The sequence below is a fragment of the Citrobacter werkmanii genome, from assembly GCF_008693645.1.
GTDB lineage: Bacteria > Pseudomonadota > Gammaproteobacteria > Enterobacterales > Enterobacteriaceae > Citrobacter > Citrobacter werkmanii.
Window position 1 is genome coordinate 4,431,793 of sequence record NZ_CP044101.1, and the last position, 23,284, is coordinate 4,455,076.

A 23,284-nucleotide genomic window follows, 5' to 3' on the forward strand; every position below is an offset into this window, starting at 1 on the left:
GGCATGCTAAATTGACGAAAGGATCCCTTTTAGCAGCCTGAAGGCCTTTATGATACGTTTCGCAGTAATTGGCACAAACTGGATCACTCGCCAGTTTGTCGATGCCGCCCATGAAACCGGCAAATATAAGTTAACCGCGGTTTATTCCCGCAGTCTTGAGCAGGCACAGACCTTCGCCAACGATTATCTCGTCGAGCACCTGTTTACCTCGCTGGAGGCGATGGCCAGCAGTGATGCGATTGACGCCGTCTACATCGCCAGCCCAAACTCCCTGCACTTCCCGCAGACAGAGCTTTTTTTGCAGCACAAAAAGCATGTCATTTGCGAAAAGCCGCTGGCCTCAAATCTGGCGCAAGCTGAAGCCGCTATCGCCTGCGCGCGCGAAAATCAGGTGGTGCTGTTTGAAGCATTTAAGACCGCCAGCCTGCCTAACTTCCTGCTGTTGCAGCAAGCGTTACCCAAAGTGGGCAGAATCAGGAAAGCGTTTATCAATTACTGCCAGTACTCCTCGCGTTACCAGCGCTATCTGGACGGTGAAAATCCGAATACATTTAATCCGGCGTTCTCTAACGGTTCGATTATGGATATCGGCTTTTACTGCCTGGCCTCAGCGGTTGCGCTGTGGGGCGAACCACAGAGCGTGCAGGCCAGCGCCAGCCTGCTGGAAAGTGGTGTGGATGCCCACGGCGTGGTCGTACTGAATTACGGTGATTTCAGCGTCACACTCCAGCACTCCAAAGTCAGCGACTCGGTATTAGCCAGTGAAATTCAGGGCGAGTCGGGTTCGCTGGTCATTGAGCATATCTCTGAGTGTCAGAAAGTGTGCTTCGTGGCGCGTGGTGGCAAAACGCAGGATCTGACGGTGCCTCAGCATATCAATACGATGCTGTATGAGGCAGAGACTTTTGCTCATCTGGTTGAATCTGGCGAAGTGGATCATCCGGCACTAAACGTCAGCCGGATCACCGCCAAACTGCAAACGGAAATTCGCCGTCAGACCGGCGTGATTTTCCCCGCAGACGAAACGGTGACGTCGCTGACTGCGTAAAGGTATGTAAAACAAATGTTGCAGGCCATTGACTGCATCCATGGCCTGTAATATTTTGTAACCCGCAAAGGGGAGTAACTTCGTTGTCGGTTGATCGTCATTACGATGTGTGCAAAACCACATCCGGTCACCGGGCAACAACAAAGGAATACGCTAGCGTATTCCTTTGTTGTTGTAAGTGAGACCTTGCCGAATGGCAAGGTCTATGCATAAAAAGCAGCGGCTAACGTCATTCGGCGTTGGCCGTTTTTTTATGCATGGGGGAATTATGAATACTGTCGGCACACCGTTGTTGTGGGGCGGCTTCGCTGTTGTGGTGGTGATTATGTTGGCCATCGACCTGCTGCTGCAGGGTCGCCGTGGCGCACATACTATGTCGATGAAGCAGGCGGCGGCCTGGTCTATCGTCTGGGTCACGCTGTCGTTACTGTTTAACGCCGCATTCTGGTGGTACCTGGCCCAAACGCAGGGCCGCACCGTTGCCGACCCACAGGCGCTGGCGTTCCTTACCGGCTATCTGATCGAGAAATCACTGGCGGTAGATAACGTCTTTGTCTGGTTGATGCTGTTCAGCTACTTCTCGGTACCGCCTGCGTTGCAGCGTCGGGTACTGGTGTACGGCGTACTGGGCGCGATTGTGCTGCGTACGATTATGATCTTCGCAGGTAGCTGGCTTATCGCCCAGTTCGAATGGCTGCTGTACGTGTTTGGCGCGTTCCTGCTGTTTACCGGCGTGAAGATGGCGCTGGCGAAAGAGGATGCTTCCGGTATCGGCGACAGACCGTTAGTCCGCTGGCTGCGTAGTCATTTACGCATGACCGATACCATCGAAGACGAAAAATTCTTCGTGCGTAAAAACGGACTGCTGTTCGTCACGCCGCTGATGCTGGTGTTGATTCTGGTTGAGCTGAGTGATGTCATTTTTGCCGTCGACAGTATTCCGGCAATCTTCGCCGTCACAACCGACCCGTTCATCGTGTTGACCTCGAACCTGTTTGCTATTTTGGGTCTGCGTGCGATGTACTTCCTGCTGGCTGGCGTGGCGGAGCGTTTCTCCATGCTGAAATACGGCTTGTCGGTCATTCTGGTGTTTATCGGTATTAAGATGCTGATCGTCGATTTCTACCATATCCCGATCGCTATCTCGTTAGGCGTGGTGTTCGGTATTCTGTTCGTTACGCTGGTCGTGAATGCGTGGGTTAATCACCAGCACGATAAAAAGCAGCAAATACAGTAACTTTCATTCGCTAGCTGAAAAGCCCGACAACACACTGCGTGCGTCGGGCTTTTTGTTTATCATGTCAAAATAATGTTAATTTAAAGTTATAAAACATGATCTGAACGCAAAAATCAGGAGATTTCGCTTTCCGGGACTTCATCTTTCCTTATACTCAACCAGGCAAACACTTTGTTACATCCAGAAAGATGCGTCATCAGAATGCACACTGGATGAGCAACAACACAATGAAAGGATTACTACATGACTACGCAACGTTCATCGGGGCTGCTCTCGCGTTTGGCGCAAGGGAGCCTGGTTAAACAAATTTTGATCGGTTTAGTACTGGGGATATTGCTGGCGCTGGTGTCAAAACCTGCTGCAGAAGCCGTCGGGCTGTTGGGTACGCTGTTCGTTGGCGCATTAAAAGCCGTGGCACCTATTCTGGTCCTGATGCTGGTTATGGCGTCCATCGCTAACCACCAGCACGGACAAAAAACCAATATCCGTCCAATCCTGTTCCTTTACCTGCTGGGAACATTTTCCGCAGCATTAGCGGCGGTTGTCTTCAGCTTCGCTTTCCCGTCCACACTGCATCTTTCCAGCAGCGCCAGCGACATCGTGCCGCCATCCGGGATTGTCGAAGTCATGCGTAGCCTGCTGATGAGCATGGTTTCTAACCCGATTGATGCTCTGCTTAACGCCAACTATATCGGCATTCTGGTATGGGCCGTCGGCCTGGGTTTTGCGCTGCGTCATGGGAATGAAACGACCAAGAATCTGGTCAATGATATGTCCAACGCCGTCACCTTTATGGTGAAGCTGGTGATTCGTTTCGCGCCGATCGGTATTTTCGGTCTGGTCTCCTCTACGCTGGCAACGACCGGTTTTGCCACCCTTTGGGGCTACGCTCAACTGCTAGCCGTGCTGGTAGGCTGTATGCTGCTGGTAGCGCTGGTAGTTAACCCGCTGCTGGTATTCTGGAAAATTCGCCGTAACCCGTATCCGCTGGTGCTGGCCTGTCTGCGTGAAAGCGGCGTGTATGCCTTCTTTACCCGCAGCTCCGCGGCAAACATTCCGGTGAATATGGCGCTGTGTGAGAAGTTGAATCTGGATCGTGATACCTACTCAGTGTCTATTCCGCTGGGGGCCACCATTAATATGGCGGGTGCGGCGATCACCATTACCGTGCTGACGCTGGCGGCGGTGAATACGCTGGGTATTCCGGTCGATTTACCGACGGCGCTGTTACTCAGCGTGGTGGCTTCGCTGTGTGCCTGTGGCGCATCGGGCGTGGCGGGTGGTTCGCTGCTGTTAATCCCGCTGGCGTGCAACATGTTCGGGATTCCGAATGACATCGCCATGCAGGTGGTTGCCGTTGGCTTTATCATCGGGGTGCTGCAGGACTCCTGTGAAACGGCCTTGAACTCTTCTACAGATGTTCTGTTTACCGCTGCAGCCTGTCAGGCAGAAGACGAACGTCTGGCAAACAACGCCCTGCGCGGCTAATCTCTGTTCCCCTCCGTCATCGGGCGGAGGGGTTCTTATCTTGTACGCTTTTTTCAATTTTGAACGGATCAATTCCGCGTTTTTGCATCCGCCGGAAGCGAATAATGTTCAGGCCGTTCATCACCAGAAAACTCCCTTCGATCATCGTCCCGCCAATCGATCCCAGCCAGAAATTATGGATAACCCAACAGGCGGTTGCGCACCACATAACGCAACGCACGGTTAACCCCTGGCAGCGAAACAGCGCCCAGGTGCTGGCCAGCGTACCGATTATCGGCAACAGCTCCATCGCATGCTGTAATTTCGCAAGCCCGAGAACCAGGGTGAGGATAATAAAAACGGTCATTACCCACAGTTTGCGGGTATGCATCGAGACGAGTGTGCGGATAGTATTAAGCTCGGCACTCATTCCTGCAGGCCAGGCGCCCATCAGGAAAAAATGCACACCAATGGTGGCACTATAGACAGCGAGTTGCAGCCGGAACCGGCGCTCATCGCGATTGAAAAAGGTGGTAATGCCGATTAGAAAGGCGATGACACCTACGCCCTGAGCCAGCCAATACGCGGTCATGCAAGCAACCCCAACTCCATTTCGTAGGCCGGATAAGGCATGTTCGCCGCCATCCGGCCACGGTTTGAGCCTGATGGCGCTGCGCTTATCAGGCCTACATATTTACAATCAAAGGGTTACACCGCTTTTAAAGATAGCCAGTTCTCTAAAATCGTTTCGCTCGTTGCAGGTTTGCTTACCGTTGGCGATATCGACGATGGTATCGACAAATTCTTCCAGTAACTGCGGCATCGCTTTGCCGTGGATCAGTTGTCCGGCGTCAAAATCGATCCAGTGCTTTTTCTTCGCTGCCAGCTCGCTGTTGGTAGCAATTTTCACCGTCGGCACAAATCCACCGTACGGCGTACCGCGACCGGTACTGAACAACACCATATGACAGCCCGCGCCCGCCAGTGCACTGGTGGCGACTGCGTCGTTACCCGGTGCGCTCAGCAGGTTCAGGCCGTGCGTTTTCAGACGTTCGCCGTAGCGCAATACGTCCACCACCTGGCTGGAACCCGCTTTCTGGGTACAGCCCAGCGATTTATCTTCCAGGGTGGTGATACCACCCGCTTTGTTCCCCGGCGATGGGTTCTCGTAGATCGGCTGGTCGTGAGCAATGAAGTACTGCTTGAAGTCATTCACCATGGTGACCAGTTTGCCGAACGTTTCTTCGTCACGGCAGTGGTCCATCAGCAGTTGCTCGGCGCCGAACATTTCCGGTACTTCGGTCAGCACGGTGGTGCCGCCGTTGGCAATCACGTAGTCGGAGAAACGGCCCAACATCGGGTTGGCGGTAATGCCGGACAGGCCGTCAGAGCCGCCGCATTCCAGACCAAACTTCAACTCGCCCAGCTTACCGGGTTCACGCTTATCGTTACGCATCACGTTGTACAACTGGTGAAGATGTTCGATCCCCGCTTCCACTTCGTCTTCCTGGTGTTGACAGACCATAAAGTGAACGCGATCGGGATCGTACTCGCCTAAGGTTTCGCGAAAAGCGTCAACCTGGTTGTTTTCACAGCCGAGGCCGACCACCAGCACTGCGCCCGCGTTCGGGTGGCGCACCATGTTTTGCAGCATGGTGCGGGTGTTGATATGGTCGTCACCCAGTTGTGAGCAGCCGTAGGTGTGGCTGAAGAGATGCACGCCGTCGATACCTTCGGCGTCGTTGGTCTCTTTCAGGAAGCGATTCTGCATCTGACGGGCCATGGCGTTGACGCAGCCTACTGTCGGCAGGATCCACAATTCGTTACGCACGCCAACATCGCCGTTGGCACGACGGTAGATCTGTACATCACGATCCGCTGGTTGCGCTTCAGGTTCCTGAAAGTCGGGTTGATAGCTATATTCATCCAGATCGCTCAGATTGGTACGCGTGTTATGAGCATGAATATGCTCGCCCGCCGCGATTTCCACCAAAGCATGGCCGATCGGTAGGCCATATTTCATGACGTTCTCACCCTGTGCGATCTCGCAGAGTGCGAATTTATGACCACGAGAGACCGCCTGGCGCAGGGTTACCGCCTGCCCGTCAACGGTCACGTCGGTTCCTTCAGCCAAATCAGCGAGCGCTACCGCAACGTTATCCAGCGTATGGATCTTGATGTATTGCATATCAACCCCGGACCTTAGTTCAGTTCAATGGCGAAATAATCGCGCGCATTGTTGAAGCAAATGTTTTTCACCATTTCACCCAGCAGTTGGATGTCGGCTGGGGCTTCGCCCGCAGTAACCCAACGACCGATCATCTGGCACAGAATACGACGGAAGTATTCGTGACGGGTGTAAGACAGGAAGCTACGGCTGTCGGTCAGCATACCGACGAAGCGGCTCAGCAGGCCCAGTTGCGCCAGCTGTGTCATCTGACGTTCCATCCCGTCTTTCTGATCGTTGAACCACCAGCCGGAACCGAACTGCATTTTGCCCGGCATGCCTTCGCCCTGGAAGTTACCGATCATGGTGCCCAGCACTTCGTTATCACGCGGGTTCAGGCAGTACAGAATGGTTTTCGGCAGCAGGTTCTGTTCGTTCTGCTTACTCAGCAGTTTGGACAGTTCTTCCGCCATCGGACGGTCATTGATGGAGTCGAAGCCGACGTCCGCGCCCAGCAGTTTGAACTGACGCAGGTTGTTATTACGCAGCGCGCCGATGTGGTACTGCTGTACCCATTCGCGACGTGCGTATTCTGCACCGAGGAACACCAGCACAGCGGTTTTGAACTGGGCGACTTCATGCTCGCTCAGGGTTTCACCGGCCAGACGACGAGCCAGGATGCTATCCAGCTCCGCTTCGTTAGATTCAGCGAAAAGGACAACGTCCAGCGCGTGGTCAGACACTTTACAGCCGTGAGCGGCGAAGTGGTCCAGACGTTTGGTCAGCGCGGTCTGCAGGTCGGCGAAACGACGGATATCGGTGTCAGAGACTTCACCGAGCTTGGCCATGTAATCGTTAAAGGTCGCCAGTTCGATGTTGAAGGCTTTATCCGGCCGCCAGCTCGGCAGCACTTTCACATCAAAACTTCCGTCTTTAGCAACGGCGGCGTGATGCTCCAGAGAATCGATCGGGTCATCGGTGGTGCCGACCATTTTCACGTTCATCTGCTGCATGATGCCACGCGCGGAGAATTGATCCTGCGCCAGCAGTTCGTTGCACTGGTTCCAAATTTCGTCAGCCGTTGCCGGAGACAGCAGCTTACCTGTAATACCAAACGGGCGACGTAACTCGAGGTGGGTCCAGTGGTACAGCGGGTTACCGATAGTGTGCGGAACCGTAGCGGCCCAGGCATCAAACTTCTCACGATCGGAGGCATCGCCGGTACACAGGCGCTCAGCGACGCCGTTGGTACGCATCGCACGCCACTTATAGTGGTCACCCTTCAGCCAGATGTCATACAGGTTATTAAAACGGTAGTTTTCAGCGATTTGTTGCGGTGGTAAATGGCAGTGGTAATCGAAGATCGGCTGGTCTTTGGCGTAATCATGATACAGACGGCGGGCAAATTCGGTATCCAGCAGGAAATCTTCAGTCATAAACGGAGTCATTATCGTCTTCCTCTCAACGAGTGCGTCAGATTGCTTATGTTTTGATGTTGACAAAGTTATCACACCAATTTCCACACCCCGAAGATATTTTCGTGAGTTAGATCAACAAATGATGACAAAAAAATTACTCTCAAAGAGGTAAATCATGCCTCAGGCCGCGCCAGCACTGGCTTTGCTGAATCGAAATAATGACCACACGAAGATTCACACTTTTGTGATGGCACTCACCTTTTAAAGTTGTATGACAAGTTATCTTTTGGCCGTCGCGATACATAAGCCGACGGAATGCAAATTACCGATGTATCAACATCGGATTGACCGGTACGGAAACCGAATTAGCACAACTATTGACATGGCAACGTTCGGGGAGTACCGGCTTTTTTTTCGGTTCCCCCCTCGTAAAAGAACATCCTCCGCCCTGAACTGGAAGATGACCGCTCGTTGGCGGACATAACAAAACGATGAGGTTTTACATGCGTAAAATTAAAGGGTTACGTTGGTACATGATCGCACTGGTGACGCTTGGCACCGTGTTGGGTTACCTCACACGTAACACTGTGGCGGCAGCTGCGCCGACTCTGATGGAAGAGTTACACATCTCCACTCAACAGTATTCCTATATCATCGCAGCGTATTCTGCTGCTTACACCGTAATGCAACCCGTGGCAGGCTACGTGCTTGATGTACTCGGCACCAAAATCGGTTACGCGATGTTCGCCGTTCTGTGGGCCGTCTTCTGTGGCGCGACCGCACTGGCTGGCAGCTGGGGCGGACTGGCGCTGGCGCGAGGCGCGGTAGGTGCAGCTGAAGCCGCAATGATCCCGGCTGGCCTGAAAGCCAGTTCAGAATGGTTTCCGGCAAAAGAACGTTCCATCGCCGTGGGTTATTTCAACGTTGGTTCTTCTATCGGCGCGATGATTGCACCGCCGTTGGTGGTCTGGGCTATCGTCATGCACAGTTGGCAGATGGCATTCATTATTTCCGGCGCCCTGAGCTTCATCTGGGCGATGTCCTGGCTGGTGTTCTACAAACATCCACGCGACCAGAAAAAACTGTCTGATGAAGAACGTGATTACATTCTGAACGGCCAGGAATCACAGCATAAAAACACAACCTCGAAGAAAATGTCGCTCGGCCAGATCCTGCGTAACCGCCAGTTCTGGGGCATCGCGCTGCCGCGTTTCCTGGCAGAACCGGCGTGGGGGACATTCAACGCCTGGATCCCGCTGTTCATGTTCAAAGTCTACGGCTTTAACCTGAAAGAAATCGCCATGTTTGCCTGGATGCCGATGCTGTTTGCTGACCTGGGCTGTATCGTTGGGGGTTACCTGCCACCGCTGTTCCAGCGTTGGTTCGGCGTGAACCTGATCGTGTCCCGTAAAATGGTGGTCACCATGGGCGCGCTGCTGATGATTGGCCCTGGCATGATTGGTCTGTTCACCAGCCCGTACATCGCTATCGCCCTGCTGTGCATCGGCGGCTTTGCTCACCAGGCGCTGTCCGGTGCGCTGATTACGCTCTCTTCTGACGTATTTGGTCGTAATGAAGTGGCAACCGCGAACGGTCTGACCGGTATGTCCGCCTGGCTTGCAAGCACGCTGTTTGCTCTGGTCGTTGGCGCGCTGGCCGACACCATCGGCTTTAGCCCGCTGTTCGCCGTACTGGCGGTATTCGACCTGCTTGGCGCGTTGGTCATCTGGACGGTACTACAGAACAAATCTGCCAGCGAGATAGATTCAGGTCCACAGACGGGCGATCCCGCGACGCAAAGTTAACCAGATGCGATACAGCAAGGTTATATAATGCTAAGCCGCCAGCTATCTGGCGGCTTTTTTGTCCTCGCGAGTGGAGGCGTAATCGCAAAAGTGGTATAACAAATATAGTCTGCCGTATCATGCCTGGAGCGCATATGGAAATCACTGAACCACGCCGTTTATACCAACAACTTGCCGCTGATCTTAAAGAACGCATTGAGCAGGGCGTCTATCTGGTGGGTGACAAACTTCCCGCCGAGCGCTTTATCGCCGATGAAAAAAATGTCAGCCGTACCGTGGTTCGTGAAGCGATTATCATGCTGGAAGTTGAGGGCTATGTTGAGGTGCGTAAAGGATCGGGGATCCACGTCATCTCTAACCAACCCAAACATTATGTTGCTCCCGACGAAGGTCTGGAATTCGCCAGTTACGGTCCTTTTGAGCTGCTTCAGGCTCGACAGCTCATTGAAAGCAACATTGCCGAGTTTGCCGCCACTCAGGTGACCAAACAGGACATCATGAAACTGATGGAAATTCAGGAGAAGTCGCGTAATGAAAAAAGCTTTCGTGACTCCGAATGGGATCTCCAGTTCCATGTGCAGGTCGCGCTGGCCACGCAGAACTCCGCCCTGGCCGCCATCGTGGAAAAAATGTGGACTCAGCGTATTCACAACCCTTACTGGAAAAAACTGCACGACCACATCGACTCGCGTACAGTAGATAACTGGTGCGACGACCATGATCAGATCCTGCGGGCGCTGATTCGCAAAGATCCCCATGCCGCGAAACTGGCGATGTGGCAGCATCTGGAGAACACGAAGCAGATGCTGTTTAACGAAACCAGCGATGATTTTGAGTTCAACGCGGACCGTTACCTTTTTACTGAAAATCCGGTTGTTCATCTCGATACAGCCGCTAACGGCGCAAAATAATCAATCTTATCGATACAGGCGTGACGAAGCGCCTGTACCTGATGCTTGGTAAGCATTAGGTATAAAATGTCAGCCTGTGTAAATCCTCTCGCCTCCCTCTAATGCGATAAGCAAAATCAGAGTTCAGCAACCGTAATTTCTATAACGGACAACGTTGACCTTTGTTACAATTAGATGCTATTTGAATTTTTGTGTTTAAGAGCTTGCTAACTTCACAACTTCACAGGGAACAGTTCAGGCCGTGAATTTGTATCAGACCGCGCACCTTGCAAAAAATATCAATAAAATCGCGGTGTTACAAAATCCAGAAAAACCGGCATGACGATAACCGATTCTCCAGGAATATTGAATGGAACTACTGACTCAATTACTGAATGCTTTATGGGCTCAGGATTTTGAAACTCTGGCCAATCCTTCCATGATTGGCATGCTCTATTTTGTACTATTTACCATTTTGTTTCTGGAAAATGGACTGCTGCCAGCAGCGTTTTTACCCGGCGACAGTTTGCTGGTACTGGTCGGCGTGCTTATTGCCAAAGGCGCAATGGGTTTTCCGCAAACGGTACTGCTACTCACCACCGCGGCCAGCCTCGGCTGTTGGCTTAGTTATATCCAGGGGCGATGGCTGGGAAACACCCGCACCGTACAAAACTGGTTGTCGCATCTTCCTGCGCATTACCATCAGCGCGCGCATCATCTTTTTCATAAGCATGGCTTGTCTGCGCTGCTGGTTGGTCGCTTCATTGCGTTTGTCAGAACATTACTGCCGACCATCGCAGGGTTATCCGGCCTGAATAATGCGCGCTTTCAGTTCTTTAACTGGATGAGCGGATTGCTTTGGGTCCTGATCCTCACAACGCTTGGCTATCTGCTGGGCAAAACGCCGGTATTTCTTAAGTATGAAGACCAGCTCATGTCTTGCCTGATGCTGCTTCCTGTGGTGTTACTGGTGTTTGGTCTGGCGGGTTCACTGGTTGTGCTGTGGAAAAAGAAATACGGGAACCGAGGATAAATTATGCTGAAATCATGCATAACGCTCCGACGACTTGCCTGGACCACCACCTTTATGCTGTTTATCGGGGCGCTGCTCCTGACCTGGTCGGTTATTCGCCAGCAGGAGTCAACGCTTGCCATTCGCGCCATAAACCAGGGAGCCAGCATGCCTGATGGCTTCTCTATCTGGCATCACCTGGATGCCAACGGCATCCGCTTTAAAAGTATTACCCCGCAAAATGACGCGCTGCTGATCACTTTTGATTCCAGCGCGCAGAGCGCAGCCGCCAAAGTGGTGCTGGACCGTACGTTGCCACATGGTTTCGTCATCGCTCAGCAGGATGATGATAATCAGGCGGTGCAGTGGTTATCCCGCTTACGTGATACCCCGCACCGTTTTGGTTAATCTCCAGGAATCTGAATTAGATCACTCACTTTGGTGATTTCACCGTTTAGCGCCTATGATTAATAAACTGGGATTATGGCCCAACGTTTTATTAATCTGGAGCATCGACCGCAAGCCACAACGTCGAATCACAATGGAAGGTTCAAGAATGAAATACCGCATCGCTTTGGCTATTAGCCTTTTCGCTCTCAGTGCCGGCAGTTACGCCACCACCCTCTGTCAGGAAAAAGAACAGGATATTCAGCGGGAGATTAGCTATGCCGAAAAGCACAACAATCAGAACCGCATCAATGGTCTGAACAAAGCACTTAGTGAGGTTCGGGCCAATTGTACTGACAGCAAACTGCGCGCCGACCATCAGAAAAAAATCGCAGAGCAGAAAGATGAGATAGCCGAGCGTCAAGATGATTTAGCCGAGGCGAAGCAAAAAGGCGATGCGGATAAAATTGCCAAACGCGAACGTAAGCTTGCCGAAGCTCAGAATGAGCTGAAAGAACTCGAATCACGCGATTACTAAGTACGGTAACTACCCACTCAACTGGAGAAAACTATGTCGAAAGATAATGCTACGGACAACCTGCGCGCTGAGCTGAAATCTCTTGCGGATACGCTTGAAGAAGTACTTAGCTCCTCTGGCGATAAGTCGAAGGAAGAGATGAGTAAAATTCGCAGCAAAGCCGAACACGCCCTGCGGGAGAGCCGTCATCGTCTGAGTGAAACCAGCGATGTGATTGCCAAACAGACCCGTGAAGCCGCGGCCAAAGCCGATAACTATGTACGCGAAAACCCATGGACTGGCGTCGGGATTGGCGCTGCAGTCGGTGTGGTGCTTGGTGTACTGCTGTCGCGCCGTTAACAATGGCTGACTCTCAACACGCACAAGGTCCAGGCAAAAGCGTACTGGGTATTGGACAGCGGATCCTGACGATTCTCGTTGAGATCGTAGAAACGCGGTTGCGGCTGGCCGTCGTGGAACTGGAAGAGGAAAAATCAAATCTCATCCAGATCCTGCTGATGCTTGGGCTGACCATGCTGTTCGCGGCGTTTGGGCTGATGAGCCTGATGGTGCTTATCATCTGGGCCATTGATCCGCAATATCGCCTGAACGCAATGATTGCCACCACCGTTGTGCTGTTGGTTATGGCGCTTATTGGCGGGATATGGACTCTGCGTAAAGCTCGCAAAACAACGCTGCTACGCCATACGCGCCACGAACTCGCAAACGACAGGCAGGCCCTGGAGGATGATGCATAATGAGCAGTAAAGTCGAACGTCAACAACGTAAGGCGCAACTGCTTGGGCAGATCCAGCAGCAACGGCTGGATCTGTCTGCCACTCGCCGCGACTGGCTGGAGGCCACCGAAGTTTACGATCGTGGCTGGAAAACGTTGCTGAACCTACGTGGCTGGGTGTTAGTCGGGAGCAGTATTATGGCGGTGCGCACCATCCGGAACCCCAATCGGCTGGTACGCTGGGCTAAGCGCGGTTTTAGCGTCTGGAGCATCTGGCGCCTGGTTAAAGCGACCATCAGACAACAGCAACTGCGCGGCTAATCCCTCCACTCCCCTAACCTCAAAATTTTTGAAAAAATTTGACAGTTTTCCTTGCTAACAATTGTCATTAAGCACGTTTATGATTCTCTCCATCGACAGCAACGACGCGCTCTGCAGCGTCGTTGCACACAAAACACAATAAGCCGCCTGAGTGGTTTCCTGGAGTGAATGATGAAGAAATTAGAAGATGTTGGTGTACTGGTAGCGCGCATTCTGATGCCAATCCTGTTTATTTCCGCAGGCTGGGGAAAAATCACCGGATATGCGGGTACCCAACAGTATATGGAAGCCATGGGCGTGCCTGGTTTTATGTTGCCGCTGGTCATCCTGCTTGAGTTTGGCGGTGGTCTGGCAATCCTGTTCGGCTTCCTGACCCGTACTACCGCGCTGTTCACCGCAGGCTTCACGCTGCTGACAGCGTTCATCTTCCACAGCAACTTTGCGGAAGGCGTGAACTCTCTGATGTTCATGAAAAACCTGACCATCGCAGGCGGTTTCCTGCTGCTGGCTATCACCGGTCCGGGCGCATTCAGCATCGACCGTGTACTGAATAAAAAGTGGTAAGCGAACTATACCCGTCATACTTCAAGTTGCAGGTGTGTTGGCTTCGCTCAGAAACCCCAGTCACATAGTTATCTATGTTCCTGGGGATTTCTTCCCTCGCCGCCTTCCTGCAGCTCGAATTATTTAGGGTATATACTTATTAAAAAACGAGGGGGTCAACTCCTCGTTTTGTTATCCGGGAGAGAGATAATGGGACAACTGATTGACGGCGTATGGCATGACACCTGGTATGACACCAAATCAACCGGGGGAAAATTTCAACGTTCAGCATCGGCTTACCGCAACTGGCTCACCGCGGATGGCGCACCGGGTCCAACGGGCGAAGGGGGATTCGCTGCCGAAAAAGACCGCTATCATCTCTACGTTTCTCTGGCCTGTCCGTGGGCGCACCGTACGCTGATTTTGCGTAAGCTCAAAGGGCTGGAACCGTTTATTTCCGTTTCCGTTGTGCATCCGCTGATGCTGGAAAACGGCTGGACCTTTGATGATACCTTCCCGGCTGCAACCGGCGATACGCTGTATCAACACGAGTTTCTTTACCAGCTCTATCTGCACGCCGATCCGCATTACAGCGGTCGGGTAACCGTCCCGGTGTTGTGGGATAAAAAAAATCACACCATTGTCAGCAACGAATCTGCGGAGATCATCCGCATGTTTAACACCGCTTTTGATGCTTTGGGCGCAAAAGCCGGGGATTACTACCCGTCAGCCCTGCAAAGTCAAATCGACGAGCTGAATGGCTGGATTTATGACAACGTCAATAACGGTGTGTACAAAGCCGGATTTGCCACCAGCCAGGAAGCGTACGACGACGCCGTGGAAAAAGTCTTCCAATCTCTGGCGCGTCTGGAGCAAATTCTGGGGCAGCATCGCTATCTGACCGGCAACCAGTTAACAGAAGCAGATATTCGCCTGTGGACCACGCTGGTACGTTTTGATCCCGTGTATGTGACCCATTTCAAGTGCGACAAATACCGGATTAGCGATTATCTGAACCTGTATGGTTTCCTGCGCGACATCTACCAGATACCGGGCATTGCGGAAACCGTCAATTTCGATCACATCCGTAATCACTACTTCCGTAGCCATAAAACCATTAACCCGACTGGTATTATTTCTGTTGGGCCGTGGCAGGACCTTAACGAACCCCACGGGCGTGACGAGCGTTTCGCGTAATTTACACTGGCCCCTTTGGGGAATACCGATTAGTTAAGCATGTATGGCGAACATGTGATTTTTGCTCAGGGTTCCGTTCACCTCAGCGGTGTCATTTCTTTGAAACGCCGTTACCCGTGAACGTGCAAGGGAGGCTCACCGCCGCCTCCCTTGCAACCCAGGCTCCCGGCGGGAAAATCGTCGCTGCGCGATTCATTCGTCTTATGCCGTCTGCCTGTCGGGTCGGGGCCGAGCCTGCATCCCTGCAGGCCATCCCCTCTGCCCGCATCCCTGCGGGCAGACCCGGTCAGCCGTCAACGCCTCATCGATTTTCAGCCGGACATGGGTCATCGCTTCAACGCTCTGACTTCCAGTAAAATCTGTTTTGCTGTTCAGATATATTCAAATAAAAATACAGATGGTCAGGTGTGGCTGGTCCGGCTGAAAATTGCCGACGTGTTTCTGTAAGGCCGGGAGAACCCGCAGGGATGCGGGTTCAGGGCGCGCTTTGCAAGGACGCTTCATCGCGCCCGGCCCGAAAGCCTGAAGGAATAAGCGGAGGGAACCACGAAGTGGCAATTTTCCGTGCCGGGAGCCGGGATTGTAAAGGGCGTGGCGGAGAACGCCCTTTACACGTTCACAGGAATCGATGTCTCAGAGAAACGATGAACATAAGGTGAACGGAACCCTTTCTCTGAGAGCGCATATTCATAACGTCTACCACACTGGCGATAGTTTCTGAAACTAAGGCGTTCACTGATAAGTATTACCCATCAGCGGGCCAAATAATTAACACATCAAACATTTACCATCATTTCATTCACAGCTATTCTTAATTTGATTGCTTTAAAAACAAGTAATTGAATGCAGAACGAGGCAAAAATGGATTGGTATTTAAACGTATTAAAGAATTACTTTGGTTTTGGTGGTCGCGCGCGTCGTAAAGAATACTGGATGTTTGTGCTGGTCAACATCATCTTCACGTTCGTGCTGGGTATCCTGGACAGAATGCTTGGCTGGGAACGCGCCGGAGGGGAAGGCATCTTAACGACGATTTATGGGGTTCTGGTGTTTATCCCCTGGTGGGCGGTACAGTTCCGGCGTTTGCATGACACCGATCGTTCAGCCTGGTGGCTGCTGGTGCTGCTGATCCCGATCGTTGGCTGGTTGATTATCATCATTTTCAACTGCCAAAACGGAACTCAGGGGAGCAACCGCTTCGGGCCCGATCCCAAACAGTTATCCTGACGTAGCATATGTAGATGCCTGATGGCGCTGCGCTTATCAGGCCTGCAACATACTCCGTCCTCCAGGCCGGATAAGGTGCAATTGCACCGTATCCGGCGTAACAGTCCGGCTATTTTCCCGCAAACAGTTTCGGGATTTCCCGCAGACACCAGGATTTCGCCTCGCCCATACTGTCTCGCCGCCAGGCCATAATGATATCAATTTCACTTGTCGACTCTGGGCTTACTACCCGCAACCGACCAGCCGCAATATCCTCTTCCACCAGCGGGTATGGCATCGTCGCCACGCCCAGTCCGGCTAACAGCGCCTGACGTTTATCTTCTATCGAACTCACCGTCAGACGAGGTTGTTTATCCAGCAGTTGCACGGTCAACACCGGACGTTCACGCGCGGTATCCGCCACCGCGATACCACGGTATTTCACGCGGGTAACTTCTGATAACGGTTCCGGCTCCTGATGGATAGGATGATCCGGTGCCGCCACATACACATTCATCAGCGAGTACAGCTTGCGCGAGTTGATTTCTGAAGATGAGCGAAAATGCATATCCGGCGCAATCACAATATCCGCTCGCCCTTGCTCCAGACGCTCCCACGCCCCGGCCAGAACTTCGGTGATAACGGAAAGCTGGGTATTAGCCTTCCCGGCAAGCCTGTCGATCAGCGGGAAAAACGCCGCCGTCGGCACCAACGCTTCGGTCACGATAGTCAGATGCGTTTCCCACCCACGCGCCAGCGCTTCGGCATCGGTAGTCAGCTTATCCGCAGCTTCCAGCAGGACGCGTCCACGCTCCAGCAGCATACGCCCGACGTTGGTGAATTTTGTGCGGTGACCTGAACGGTCAAACAACACGACGTCCAGCTCTTCCTCCAGCTTCTGCATGGTATAGCTGAGGGCTGACGGAACCCGCCCCAGTTCATCTGCCGCGGCGGCAAAGCTACCGCGTCTGTCTATTGCGTCCATGACGCGTAACGCTTCAAGCGTTAAAGCCCTTTCTTTGGCCATCTCGTTCTCATTCAGGAAATTTGAACATACCGGGCAGAATATCTGGCTAACAATGCAGCGTCTAGCCATTTAACATAAAAGGAAGTAAAGAGAGGTCAAGAACTATGATTACTACCCGTACAGCCAAACAATGCGGACAGGCAGACTACGGCTGGCTGCAGGCCCGTTATACCTTCTCCTTTGGACACTATTTTGATCCTAAACTGCTGGGTTATGCCTCGCTGCGTGTTCTGAACCAGGAAGTTCTGGCACCGGGGGCCTCTTTCCAGCCACGTACCTATCCGAAAGTGGATATCGTCAACCTGATCCTCGAAGGGGAAGCTGAGTACCGCGACAGCGAAGGCAACCATATTCAGGCCAAAGCAGGCGAAGTGCTATTGCTCGCGACACAACCCGGGATCAGCTATAGCGAACACAATATCAGTAAAGATAAGCCGTTAACCAGAATGCAGCTCTGGCTGGATGCCTGCCCGCAGCGCGAAAATGCCTGCGTGCAGAAAGCCACGCTGAGTGCCGGTAAGCATCAGCTGCTGGCCTCGCCGGACGGTGAGCAAGGCAGCCTGCATCTGCGCCAACAGGTTTGGGTGCATCATGTTGAGCTGCAACAAGGCGAATCGCTCAGTTTTCAGTTACATGGGCCTCGCGCTTATCTGCAGTCGATCCACGGCAGATTCCATGCGGTGACGGCTGGCGCCGAAAAAGAAGCCCTCACCTGCGGCGATGGCGCATTTATTCGTGACGAGACTAACATAACGTTAGTCGCCGATACCCCGCTGCGTGCTTTGCTGATAGATTTGCCCGTATAGTCATGGAAAACAATGGAGTACGGCTATTGAGCAAGAAAAAAACAAAAAAACGCCAGCCTGCGGCTGAGCCGCAAAAACAGAATACGGCGACTTTCGGTTATGAAGAAATGCTGACAGAACTGGAAGCGATTGTGGCCGATGCCGAGCTACGGCTCGAAGATGAAGAAGCCGCCTGAAAGGCGGCTAAGAGTGATGCCGGGTGGCGGCTGCACCTTACCCGGCCTATAAATTAATGCGCTTTACTGGCCATGATCTCAATGATCTGCTTGTCGGTTTCCTGCATTGAACGACACGCCAGCGCGCACAGGTTAGTGATAGATTGCTCCACGTTATGCGCCACAATCCCTTCGTTACCCGTTACGGCAGTATCGTCCAGTGCCATCAGCACCGCTTTCCACGCCGCAGATGCGCTGGTTGAAACTTTCATCGCGCAGCTGTTTGAGGCCCCATCGCAAATCATTCCGCTCACGTCGCCAATCATGCTGCTGATCGCCATCGCAATGGTGTTGTAGCGCCCATCGACAATCCATGCCATACCCGCCGCAGCGCCCATCGCCGCCGTGGTTGCCGCGCACAGTGCGGACAAACGTGGAAGCTGATGATGGATGTAGATTGCGCTCAGGTGAGACAGCATCAGCGCACGCGCCAATTTTTCCTCATCCGCGCCAAAGTGATCAGCAACGACCATCACCGGAACGGTGGCGGTAATACCTTGATTACCGGAGCCGGAATTGCTCATCGCCGGTAGCGTCGCCCCGCCCATTCGCGCATCCGATGCCGCACTGGTACGGATCAGAATAGCGGTAGACAGATCGTTTGCCAGCAGGCCACGCGCGCACTGCTTCTCAAGCGTAGTCCCGATGTGCAGGCCCCAGTTGCCGCGCAGCCCTTCCTGCGACAGCGCCCCGTTCAGTTTTGCCGCATCGAGAATAAAGCGGATTGACGAAAACGGCACCGCATTCACAAACGCCAGAATCTCTTCCAGCGAGGTGTGAGACAGTACCGCCAGCGGTGATTCCTGCTCCTCTTCCTGAGTGCTCTCTTCTGTGGCGAACACCACACCTTTGTTGGTTTCAATGCGCACAACGTTGGTATGGCCGCCAACAATGGTCACGCACGCCCATCCTTCAGCGCTGTACACTTTCGCGCGGGAAAAGAGAATATCTTCGCAAGGCTCCTGCAGCATCACCGTAACCTTTCCGGCGCTCAGCATCGCTTTGGCCTGCGCCACCGCCTCAGCCGAAGCGTCTTTCAGCACTTCCAGCCCGGCTTTGGCATTACCGCCGATCGCGCCCAGCGCGGCGGCAATCGGTAACCCCACCATGCCAGTCCCCGGAACGGTCACTCCCAGGCCATTTTTCATCAGGTTTGGCGAGACCCACGCATCAATGCGTTCAACCGCGCCTTCCAGCTCAGAGGAGGCGACGGCCGCCGCCAGAGCCAGAGAGATAGGTTCCGTGCAGCCCAGCGCGGGCTTCACTTCTTCCTGCACTGCGCGAATAAAACTATCCCATAATGGATTCAATGTAGTCTCAAACATAACAACAACCTTTGCTCAGATAACTCAGGAAAATGCCAGGAACGGAGAAACGCACAGCAGCAGGCCCGTGATAATAATCAGATACAGAGAGGCGCCTTTGTATTTGTGCAGTGCTGGAACTTTGTAGACCAGCCACGCCGGGATCAGACAACCCACCATGCCGAAGATTGGGCTACAAATAGAGGTGAAGCTCAGTACCGGCGCATTGAGCACAATTGCGCTCCAGGCCAGTAAGATGGCGAAAACCATAATGCCGCGCTGCACCAGGGTTTCATTGATTTTCTCGGCTGGCATTTTACGGCGCAGCACGTTCATCACGATCCCCTGAGTGGCTTCACGGAAGCCTAAATAGACGCCGAAGAAGGCGGTCATTACGGCAAAGATGTTCAGGATAACGCTGACGATTTTCACCCAGCCAGCGCCATCGCCGCTGATAAACTGCGCGGCAATCGCCAGAGCGGAAATGTTCTGCTCATAGGCTTTAACCGCTTCGTCATGACCCATCGCCAGCGTGAAGGAAACGGCGTAGAAAAAGACCGTAACGAACAGAATACCAAACGCGATGTTCATAGCGCGCAGCGCTTTATGACGCGCCACCTCAATGGATTTTTCGCGAGAACGATATGAGATAACCATTGGGCTCAGAGTCTGAATAAACAGAATCGAGGTCAGCGTAAACGGCAGCGTGATAATCGCGTTTTTGATCAGCAGCGCCATCGGCGGCAGCGAACCTACGTTATATAAATGCCACATCCCTACCATCGACACGCCAAGCGCCGCTACCACCAGCAGCTTGGTCAGTACCATACCGGTAGAGATTTTAAACAGCAGTTTTTCCCCGCGTGACGAGATGGCCACCAGGATACAAATCAGCACCAGGCCATAGAACGGGCTGTCGGACAGTAAGCCTTCAGTCACGCCAAACGTGTGCAAATAGGAGGCGCTGTCGTTAGTGATGGCGGTGGAATAGACGAACATCCAGATGACCAGCATCACAAAATACAATGCCCCCAACAGGATGCCCCAGTTTTTACCCAGGTAGCCGCTGATCACGCTCGGGTAGTCTTTACATTCCGGAGATTCAGCCAGTGTATTGATAAACAGACGCTGGAACAGATACATGGCAGGGTAGCCAATAATGGAGGAGAGTAAGAATACCCACAGCCCCATCAGCCCTACCTGGACGGGAAGAAAAACAATTCCCGCGCCGATTGCCATACCGATACTCATAATGACCCAGCCGGTGTCCGTGCTGTCGAATTTAATGGCTTCGCGCCATTCGCTTTCGGTCATTCCCGCCCGACGCGCCGGAGCAGATGCGTCGAGTATTACGCTGCTATTCGTTGCCGTTTCCATAATTTCCCGCTCAATGTGTAGGTAGAGGTTTTTTATTTTTTTCGTACTGCTTAATGCGATACGCAGTACATAAGGTGCAGGTGAGCTATTGGAGTAATGAATAAATGATACGCGCGGGATCAGAGAAAAACTTCACAAACAAACCCCTGTAATTTCTAAAAGTTAAGAAATAATTTCTCTTTTAATACCATTAAATGTATTAAATTTCTGTTTTTGAAGCAGATCACAACAAAAAATGCGCGCTAAAGTGCTAATGCTGATCAGTTAACACCTCACCTTCTGCGTTTTTTGTTAAAACAGCAAAACAGATTTAACTGGAAGTCAGAGCGTTGAAGCGATGACCCCGGTCCGGCTGAAAATCGATGAGGCGTTGACGGCTGACCGGGACTGCCCGCAGGGATGCGGGCAGAGGGGACGGCCTGCAGGGATGCAGGCTCGGCCCCGACCCGACAGGCAGACGGAATAAGACGAATAGCTCGCGCAGCGACGATTTTCCCGCCGGGAGCCTGGGATGCAAGGGAGGCGGCGGTGAGCCTCCCTTGCACGTTCACGGGTAACTGCGTTTCAGAAAAATGACAGCGCTGAGGTGAACGGAACCCTGAGTAAGAATCACATGTTCTCCATACATGCTTAACTGAGCGAAATTACACTAAAGTGCACCTTTTCTATCATGCCAAATTGATGGATTCATTGCCGGATGGCGGCGCTTACGCCTTATCCGGCCTACCAACACACCCTTTCATCTCAGGTACAAACCACTTTAATCGCCAGGCCACCGCGCGAAGTTTCACGGTACTTGTCATTCATATCTTTGCCCGTTTCGTACATGGTCTCGATCACCTTATCGAGCGAAACGCGTGGCTCAGACGTCCGACGTAACGCCATACGCGCGGCGTTAACGGCTTTTACCGCGTTGATCGCGTTGCGTTCGATGCACGGTATTTGCACCTGTCCGGCAACCGGGTCGCAGGTCAGCCCCAGGTTATGCTCCATGGCGATTTCCGCCGCAATGCATACCTGCGCAGGGCTACCGCCAAGCAACTCTGTCAGCCCGGCTGCCGCCATGGAACAGGCTACGCCAATCTCTCCCTGACAGCCCACTTCGGCACCAGAAATAGAGGCATTCATCTTATACAGCGCGCCTATCGCCCCAGCCGCCAGCAAATATCGGGCAATCGAGTTCGCATTCACCGGGCGGCGGAATTTATCGTAATAGGCCAATACAGCGGGAATAATTCCGCAAGCGCCGTTGGTTGGCGCGGTAACAACCCGACACCCGGCGGCATTTTCTTCGCTCACGGCCAGCGCGAACATGTTGATCCAGTCGATAACGTTCATCGGGTCGCTGGACAGGTTGTCGCTGGAAACCAGCAGTCGCCGCAGCGCCACGGCGCGACGCGGGACGTTAAGCGGGCCCGGCAGGACGCCTTCGGTGTTCATGCCGCGCTCAATCCCGGCGTGCATGACGTCCCAGATGGCGGCAAAACCAGCATCGATTTCCTCTTTGCTGCGCATCGCCAGTTCGTTTTGCATCATCAGGCCAGAAACAGACAACCCGTTGCGCTCGCACAGCTTCAGCAGTTCGCTGGCGGAATGAAAGTTGTAGGGCACGGGTGTTTCAATGTCATGCGCCTGACCAAATTGCTCCTCTTCAACGATAAAACCACCGCCGATGGAGTAATAGGTTTTACTTAGCAGTGTCTCGTTGCCGTGCCATGCGGTAATACGCATACCATTTTCATGGCGCGGCAGCGTTTCGCTATGAAAGAGAATATTTTCGTCTGGCGAGAAATCGACAATATGCGTGCCCTCAGCAACCGGCAAACGTCCGGTACGGGCCACTTCCTGAGTAAAACCAGCGATTGAATCTATATTAACGTTTTGCGGACTGTTACCGGCCAGTCCCATCATGATGGCGACGTCTGTCGCATGACCTTTGCCGGTCAGAGAGAGCGATCCATAAAGATCAACCACGATATGCGTGGTCCTGAAGAGTTCCCCGCTACTGACCAACAGATCGATAAAGCTTTTACCTGCGTTCATTGGCCCCACGGTATGGGAGCTGGAAGGTCCAATGCCAATCTTGAAAATATCGAATGCGCTAATCATATCCACACCCTCGGATTGCCGTTCAGTGAAGACCAGGTTTCACACTCATTAAGGATCGGGGCGATCCTGCGATCGCCCCGCAAGGGATTACAGCGTATCGCCACGCACGGCGATGGCTTCAATCTCCAGCTTCACATCCTTTGGTAAGCGGGCGACCTGTACGCAGCTGCGCGTAGGGTAGATTGCCTTGTGCTCATCAAAAAACTGCTGGTACACCTGGTTAATGGTGGCGAAGTCGCTCAGATCGGAAACGAAAACGGTGGTTTTGACGATATCGCTCACCTTCAAACCGGCGGACTCGACGATCGCTTTCACGTTTTCCAGGCTTTGACGTGCCTGATCGGCCACGTGTTCTGCCACTTCACCGGTCTGTGGACACACCGGAATCTGGCCTGAGGTCAACACCATACTGCCCAGATCCACACCCTGTACGTAAGGTCCAATCGCCCCTGGCGCACATTCGGTTGCAATAACTTTTCTCATATCCCCTCCGGC

At 52.9% G+C, this 23,284-nt stretch carries 24 protein-coding genes; 16 read left to right on the forward strand and 8 right to left on the reverse strand.

Features of this window, described 5'->3' with window-relative positions:
• The first annotated feature begins 49 nt into the window (after window positions 1–49).
• The 3 genes from FOB24_RS21765 to sstT all read left to right on the forward strand — a co-directional run bounded on the left by FOB24_RS21765 (window position 50) and on the right by sstT (window position 3,773).
• Window positions 50–1,048, forward strand: a complete 999-nt coding sequence (locus FOB24_RS21765; RefSeq protein ID WP_150345447.1) for a Gfo/Idh/MocA family protein — start codon at window positions 50–52, stop codon at window positions 1,046–1,048.
• Window positions 1,049–1,316: 268 nt separating this feature from the next.
• Window positions 1,317–2,285 (forward strand): TerC family protein, encoded by a 969-nt coding sequence (locus FOB24_RS21770; protein WP_150345448.1) that lies wholly within the window; start codon window positions 1,317–1,319, stop codon window positions 2,283–2,285.
• Window positions 2,286–2,528: 243 nt separating this feature from the next.
• Window positions 2,529–3,773, forward strand: a complete 1,245-nt coding sequence (gene sstT / locus FOB24_RS21775; RefSeq protein ID WP_085048679.1) for a serine/threonine transporter SstT — start codon at window positions 2,529–2,531, stop codon at window positions 3,771–3,773.
• A gap of 16 nt (window positions 3,774–3,789) precedes the next feature.
• Here the strand turns inward: sstT and FOB24_RS21780 are convergent, their stop codons facing one another.
• The 3 genes from FOB24_RS21780 to uxaC all read right to left on the reverse strand — a co-directional run bounded on the left by FOB24_RS21780 (window position 3,790) and on the right by uxaC (window position 7,367).
• The gene (locus tag FOB24_RS21780; RefSeq protein WP_137347591.1) at window positions 3,790–4,344 is read right to left on the reverse strand and encodes a YgjV family protein; all 555 of its coding nucleotides are present in this window, start codon (window positions 4,342–4,344) and stop codon (window positions 3,790–3,792) included.
• 108 nt (window positions 4,345–4,452) lie between these two features.
• Window positions 4,453–5,940 carry a UxaA family hydrolase gene (locus FOB24_RS21785; protein WP_150345449.1) on the reverse strand — a complete coding sequence of 496 codons (1,488 nt, stop codon included), beginning with the start codon at window positions 5,938–5,940 and terminating at the stop codon, window positions 4,453–4,455.
• Between the two features lie 14 nt (window positions 5,941–5,954).
• The gene (uxaC, locus tag FOB24_RS21790) at window positions 5,955–7,367 is read right to left on the reverse strand and encodes a glucuronate isomerase (RefSeq protein WP_085048678.1); all 1,413 of its coding nucleotides are present in this window, start codon (window positions 7,365–7,367) and stop codon (window positions 5,955–5,957) included.
• A gap of 473 nt (window positions 7,368–7,840) precedes the next feature.
• Here uxaC and FOB24_RS21795 point away from each other — a divergent pair, with 473 nt between their 5' ends.
• From FOB24_RS21795 to FOB24_RS21850, 11 genes are all read left to right on the forward strand, one after another.
• Complete coding sequence (locus FOB24_RS21795; protein ID WP_032940740.1) at window positions 7,841–9,142, forward strand: MFS transporter; 1,302 nt, start codon at window positions 7,841–7,843, stop codon at window positions 9,140–9,142.
• Window positions 9,143–9,276: 134 nt separating this feature from the next.
• Window positions 9,277–10,053, forward strand: a complete 777-nt coding sequence (gene exuR / locus FOB24_RS21800; RefSeq protein WP_038634073.1) for a transcriptional regulator ExuR — start codon at window positions 9,277–9,279, stop codon at window positions 10,051–10,053.
• Between the two features lie 349 nt (window positions 10,054–10,402).
• Window positions 10,403–11,065, forward strand: coding sequence for a DedA family general envelope maintenance protein YqjA (gene yqjA / locus FOB24_RS21805; protein WP_003024820.1), 663 nt, complete (start codon window positions 10,403–10,405; stop codon window positions 11,063–11,065).
• Between the two features lie 3 nt (window positions 11,066–11,068).
• Window positions 11,069–11,452 (forward strand): EnvZ/OmpR regulon moderator MzrA, encoded by a 384-nt coding sequence (gene mzrA, locus FOB24_RS21810; protein ID WP_038634076.1) that lies wholly within the window; start codon window positions 11,069–11,071, stop codon window positions 11,450–11,452.
• Between the two features lie 148 nt (window positions 11,453–11,600).
• Complete coding sequence (locus FOB24_RS21815; protein WP_038634079.1) at window positions 11,601–11,969, forward strand: DUF1090 domain-containing protein; 369 nt, start codon at window positions 11,601–11,603, stop codon at window positions 11,967–11,969.
• Window positions 11,970–12,002: 33 nt separating this feature from the next.
• Window positions 12,003–12,308, forward strand: a complete 306-nt coding sequence (locus FOB24_RS21820; RefSeq protein WP_006687949.1) for a DUF883 family protein — start codon at window positions 12,003–12,005, stop codon at window positions 12,306–12,308.
• 2 nt (window positions 12,309–12,310) lie between these two features.
• Window positions 12,311–12,706 carry a phage holin family protein gene (locus FOB24_RS21825; RefSeq protein ID WP_038634082.1) on the forward strand — a complete coding sequence of 132 codons (396 nt, stop codon included), beginning with the start codon at window positions 12,311–12,313 and terminating at the stop codon, window positions 12,704–12,706.
• On the forward strand, window positions 12,706–13,005 hold the full coding sequence (locus tag FOB24_RS21830; protein WP_150345450.1) for a YqjK-like family protein: 300 nt from the start codon (window positions 12,706–12,708) through the stop codon (window positions 13,003–13,005). The genes FOB24_RS21825 and FOB24_RS21830 overlap by 1 nt, the downstream gene beginning before the upstream one ends.
• Before the next feature lie 171 nt (window positions 13,006–13,176).
• Complete coding sequence (locus FOB24_RS21835; RefSeq protein WP_032940735.1) at window positions 13,177–13,569, forward strand: DoxX family protein; 393 nt, start codon at window positions 13,177–13,179, stop codon at window positions 13,567–13,569.
• A 189-nt stretch (window positions 13,570–13,758) separates the two neighbouring features.
• A complete protein-coding gene (locus FOB24_RS21840) occupies window positions 13,759–14,745 on the forward strand; it encodes a glutathione S-transferase family protein (RefSeq protein WP_038634087.1) in 987 nt (328 codons plus the stop codon).
• 861 nt (window positions 14,746–15,606) lie between these two features.
• Window positions 15,607–15,972, forward strand: coding sequence for a DUF805 domain-containing protein (locus FOB24_RS21850; RefSeq protein ID WP_038642883.1), 366 nt, complete (start codon window positions 15,607–15,609; stop codon window positions 15,970–15,972).
• A 109-nt stretch (window positions 15,973–16,081) separates the two neighbouring features.
• Here FOB24_RS21850 and yhaJ read toward each other — a convergent pair whose 3' ends face one another.
• Window positions 16,082–16,978: a DNA-binding transcriptional regulator YhaJ gene (gene yhaJ, locus FOB24_RS21855; RefSeq protein ID WP_016154624.1), complete on the reverse strand. Its 897-nt coding sequence runs from the start codon at window positions 16,976–16,978 to the stop codon at window positions 16,082–16,084.
• Between the two features lie 104 nt (window positions 16,979–17,082).
• Between yhaJ and FOB24_RS21860 the strand changes: the two genes are divergently transcribed.
• Window positions 17,083–17,784: a pirin family protein gene (locus tag FOB24_RS21860; RefSeq protein ID WP_005131482.1), complete on the forward strand. Its 702-nt coding sequence runs from the start codon at window positions 17,083–17,085 to the stop codon at window positions 17,782–17,784.
• A gap of 26 nt (window positions 17,785–17,810) precedes the next feature.
• On the forward strand, window positions 17,811–17,960 hold the full coding sequence (locus tag FOB24_RS24340; protein ID WP_170973652.1) for a hypothetical protein: 150 nt from the start codon (window positions 17,811–17,813) through the stop codon (window positions 17,958–17,960).
• A 53-nt stretch (window positions 17,961–18,013) separates the two neighbouring features.
• Here the strand turns inward: FOB24_RS24340 and FOB24_RS21865 are convergent, their stop codons facing one another.
• The 4 genes from FOB24_RS21865 to FOB24_RS21885 form a co-directional block, all read right to left on the reverse strand.
• The gene (locus tag FOB24_RS21865) at window positions 18,014–19,324 is read right to left on the reverse strand and encodes an L-cysteine desulfidase family protein (RefSeq protein WP_150345451.1); all 1,311 of its coding nucleotides are present in this window, start codon (window positions 19,322–19,324) and stop codon (window positions 18,014–18,016) included.
• 24 nt (window positions 19,325–19,348) lie between these two features.
• Window positions 19,349–20,680 (reverse strand): SLC5/6 family protein, encoded by a 1,332-nt coding sequence (locus tag FOB24_RS21870; protein WP_038634097.1) that lies wholly within the window; start codon window positions 20,678–20,680, stop codon window positions 19,349–19,351.
• A gap of 744 nt (window positions 20,681–21,424) precedes the next feature.
• A complete protein-coding gene (gene tdcG / locus FOB24_RS21880; RefSeq protein WP_038634099.1) occupies window positions 21,425–22,789 on the reverse strand; it encodes an L-serine ammonia-lyase in 1,365 nt (454 codons plus the stop codon).
• Window positions 22,790–22,876: 87 nt separating this feature from the next.
• Window positions 22,877–23,272, reverse strand: a complete 396-nt coding sequence (locus FOB24_RS21885) for an enamine/imine deaminase (RefSeq protein WP_110496762.1) — start codon at window positions 23,270–23,272, stop codon at window positions 22,877–22,879.
• Window positions 23,273–23,284 lie beyond the last annotated feature (12 nt).

What these genes read in the sequence shown, in the direction of transcription:
- FOB24_RS21840 (WP_038634087.1), top strand. Translation starts at nt 13,759, where the DNA reads ATGGGACAACTGATTGACGGCGTATGGCATGACACCTGGTATGACACC.
- FOB24_RS21850 (WP_038642883.1), top strand. Translation starts at nt 15,607, where the DNA reads ATGGATTGGTATTTAAACGTATTAAAGAATTACTTTGGTTTTGGTGGT.
- FOB24_RS21820 (WP_006687949.1), top strand. Translation starts at nt 12,003, where the DNA reads ATGTCGAAAGATAATGCTACGGACAACCTGCGCGCTGAGCTGAAATCT.
- FOB24_RS21835 (WP_032940735.1), top strand. Translation starts at nt 13,177, where the DNA reads ATGAAGAAATTAGAAGATGTTGGTGTACTGGTAGCGCGCATTCTGATG.
- FOB24_RS21825 (WP_038634082.1), top strand. Translation starts at nt 12,311, where the DNA reads ATGGCTGACTCTCAACACGCACAAGGTCCAGGCAAAAGCGTACTGGGT.
- FOB24_RS21870 (WP_038634097.1), bottom strand. Translation starts at nt 20,680, where the DNA reads ATGGAAACGGCAACGAATAGCAGCGTAATACTCGACGCATCTGCTCCG.
- FOB24_RS21815 (WP_038634079.1), top strand. Translation starts at nt 11,601, where the DNA reads ATGAAATACCGCATCGCTTTGGCTATTAGCCTTTTCGCTCTCAGTGCC.
- exuR (WP_038634073.1), top strand. Translation starts at nt 9,277, where the DNA reads ATGGAAATCACTGAACCACGCCGTTTATACCAACAACTTGCCGCTGAT.
- FOB24_RS21830 (WP_150345450.1), top strand. Translation starts at nt 12,706, where the DNA reads ATGAGCAGTAAAGTCGAACGTCAACAACGTAAGGCGCAACTGCTTGGG.
- FOB24_RS21865 (WP_150345451.1), bottom strand. Translation starts at nt 19,324, where the DNA reads ATGTTTGAGACTACATTGAATCCATTATGGGATAGTTTTATTCGCGCA.
- FOB24_RS21770 (WP_150345448.1), top strand. Translation starts at nt 1,317, where the DNA reads ATGAATACTGTCGGCACACCGTTGTTGTGGGGCGGCTTCGCTGTTGTG.
- FOB24_RS21780 (WP_137347591.1), bottom strand. Translation starts at nt 4,344, where the DNA reads ATGACCGCGTATTGGCTGGCTCAGGGCGTAGGTGTCATCGCCTTTCTA.
- uxaC (WP_085048678.1), bottom strand. Translation starts at nt 7,367, where the DNA reads ATGACTCCGTTTATGACTGAAGATTTCCTGCTGGATACCGAATTTGCC.
- FOB24_RS21765 (WP_150345447.1), top strand. Translation starts at nt 50, where the DNA reads ATGATACGTTTCGCAGTAATTGGCACAAACTGGATCACTCGCCAGTTT.
- tdcG (WP_038634099.1), bottom strand. Translation starts at nt 22,789, where the DNA reads ATGATTAGCGCATTCGATATTTTCAAGATTGGCATTGGACCTTCCAGC.
- FOB24_RS21795 (WP_032940740.1), top strand. Translation starts at nt 7,841, where the DNA reads ATGCGTAAAATTAAAGGGTTACGTTGGTACATGATCGCACTGGTGACG.
- yhaJ (WP_016154624.1), bottom strand. Translation starts at nt 16,978, where the DNA reads ATGGCCAAAGAAAGGGCTTTAACGCTTGAAGCGTTACGCGTCATGGAC.
- yqjA (WP_003024820.1), top strand. Translation starts at nt 10,403, where the DNA reads ATGGAACTACTGACTCAATTACTGAATGCTTTATGGGCTCAGGATTTT.
- FOB24_RS21785 (WP_150345449.1), bottom strand. Translation starts at nt 5,940, where the DNA reads ATGCAATACATCAAGATCCATACGCTGGATAACGTTGCGGTAGCGCTC.
- FOB24_RS21885 (WP_110496762.1), bottom strand. Translation starts at nt 23,272, where the DNA reads ATGAGAAAAGTTATTGCAACCGAATGTGCGCCAGGGGCGATTGGACCT.
- FOB24_RS21860 (WP_005131482.1), top strand. Translation starts at nt 17,083, where the DNA reads ATGATTACTACCCGTACAGCCAAACAATGCGGACAGGCAGACTACGGC.
- sstT (WP_085048679.1), top strand. Translation starts at nt 2,529, where the DNA reads ATGACTACGCAACGTTCATCGGGGCTGCTCTCGCGTTTGGCGCAAGGG.
- mzrA (WP_038634076.1), top strand. Translation starts at nt 11,069, where the DNA reads ATGCTGAAATCATGCATAACGCTCCGACGACTTGCCTGGACCACCACC.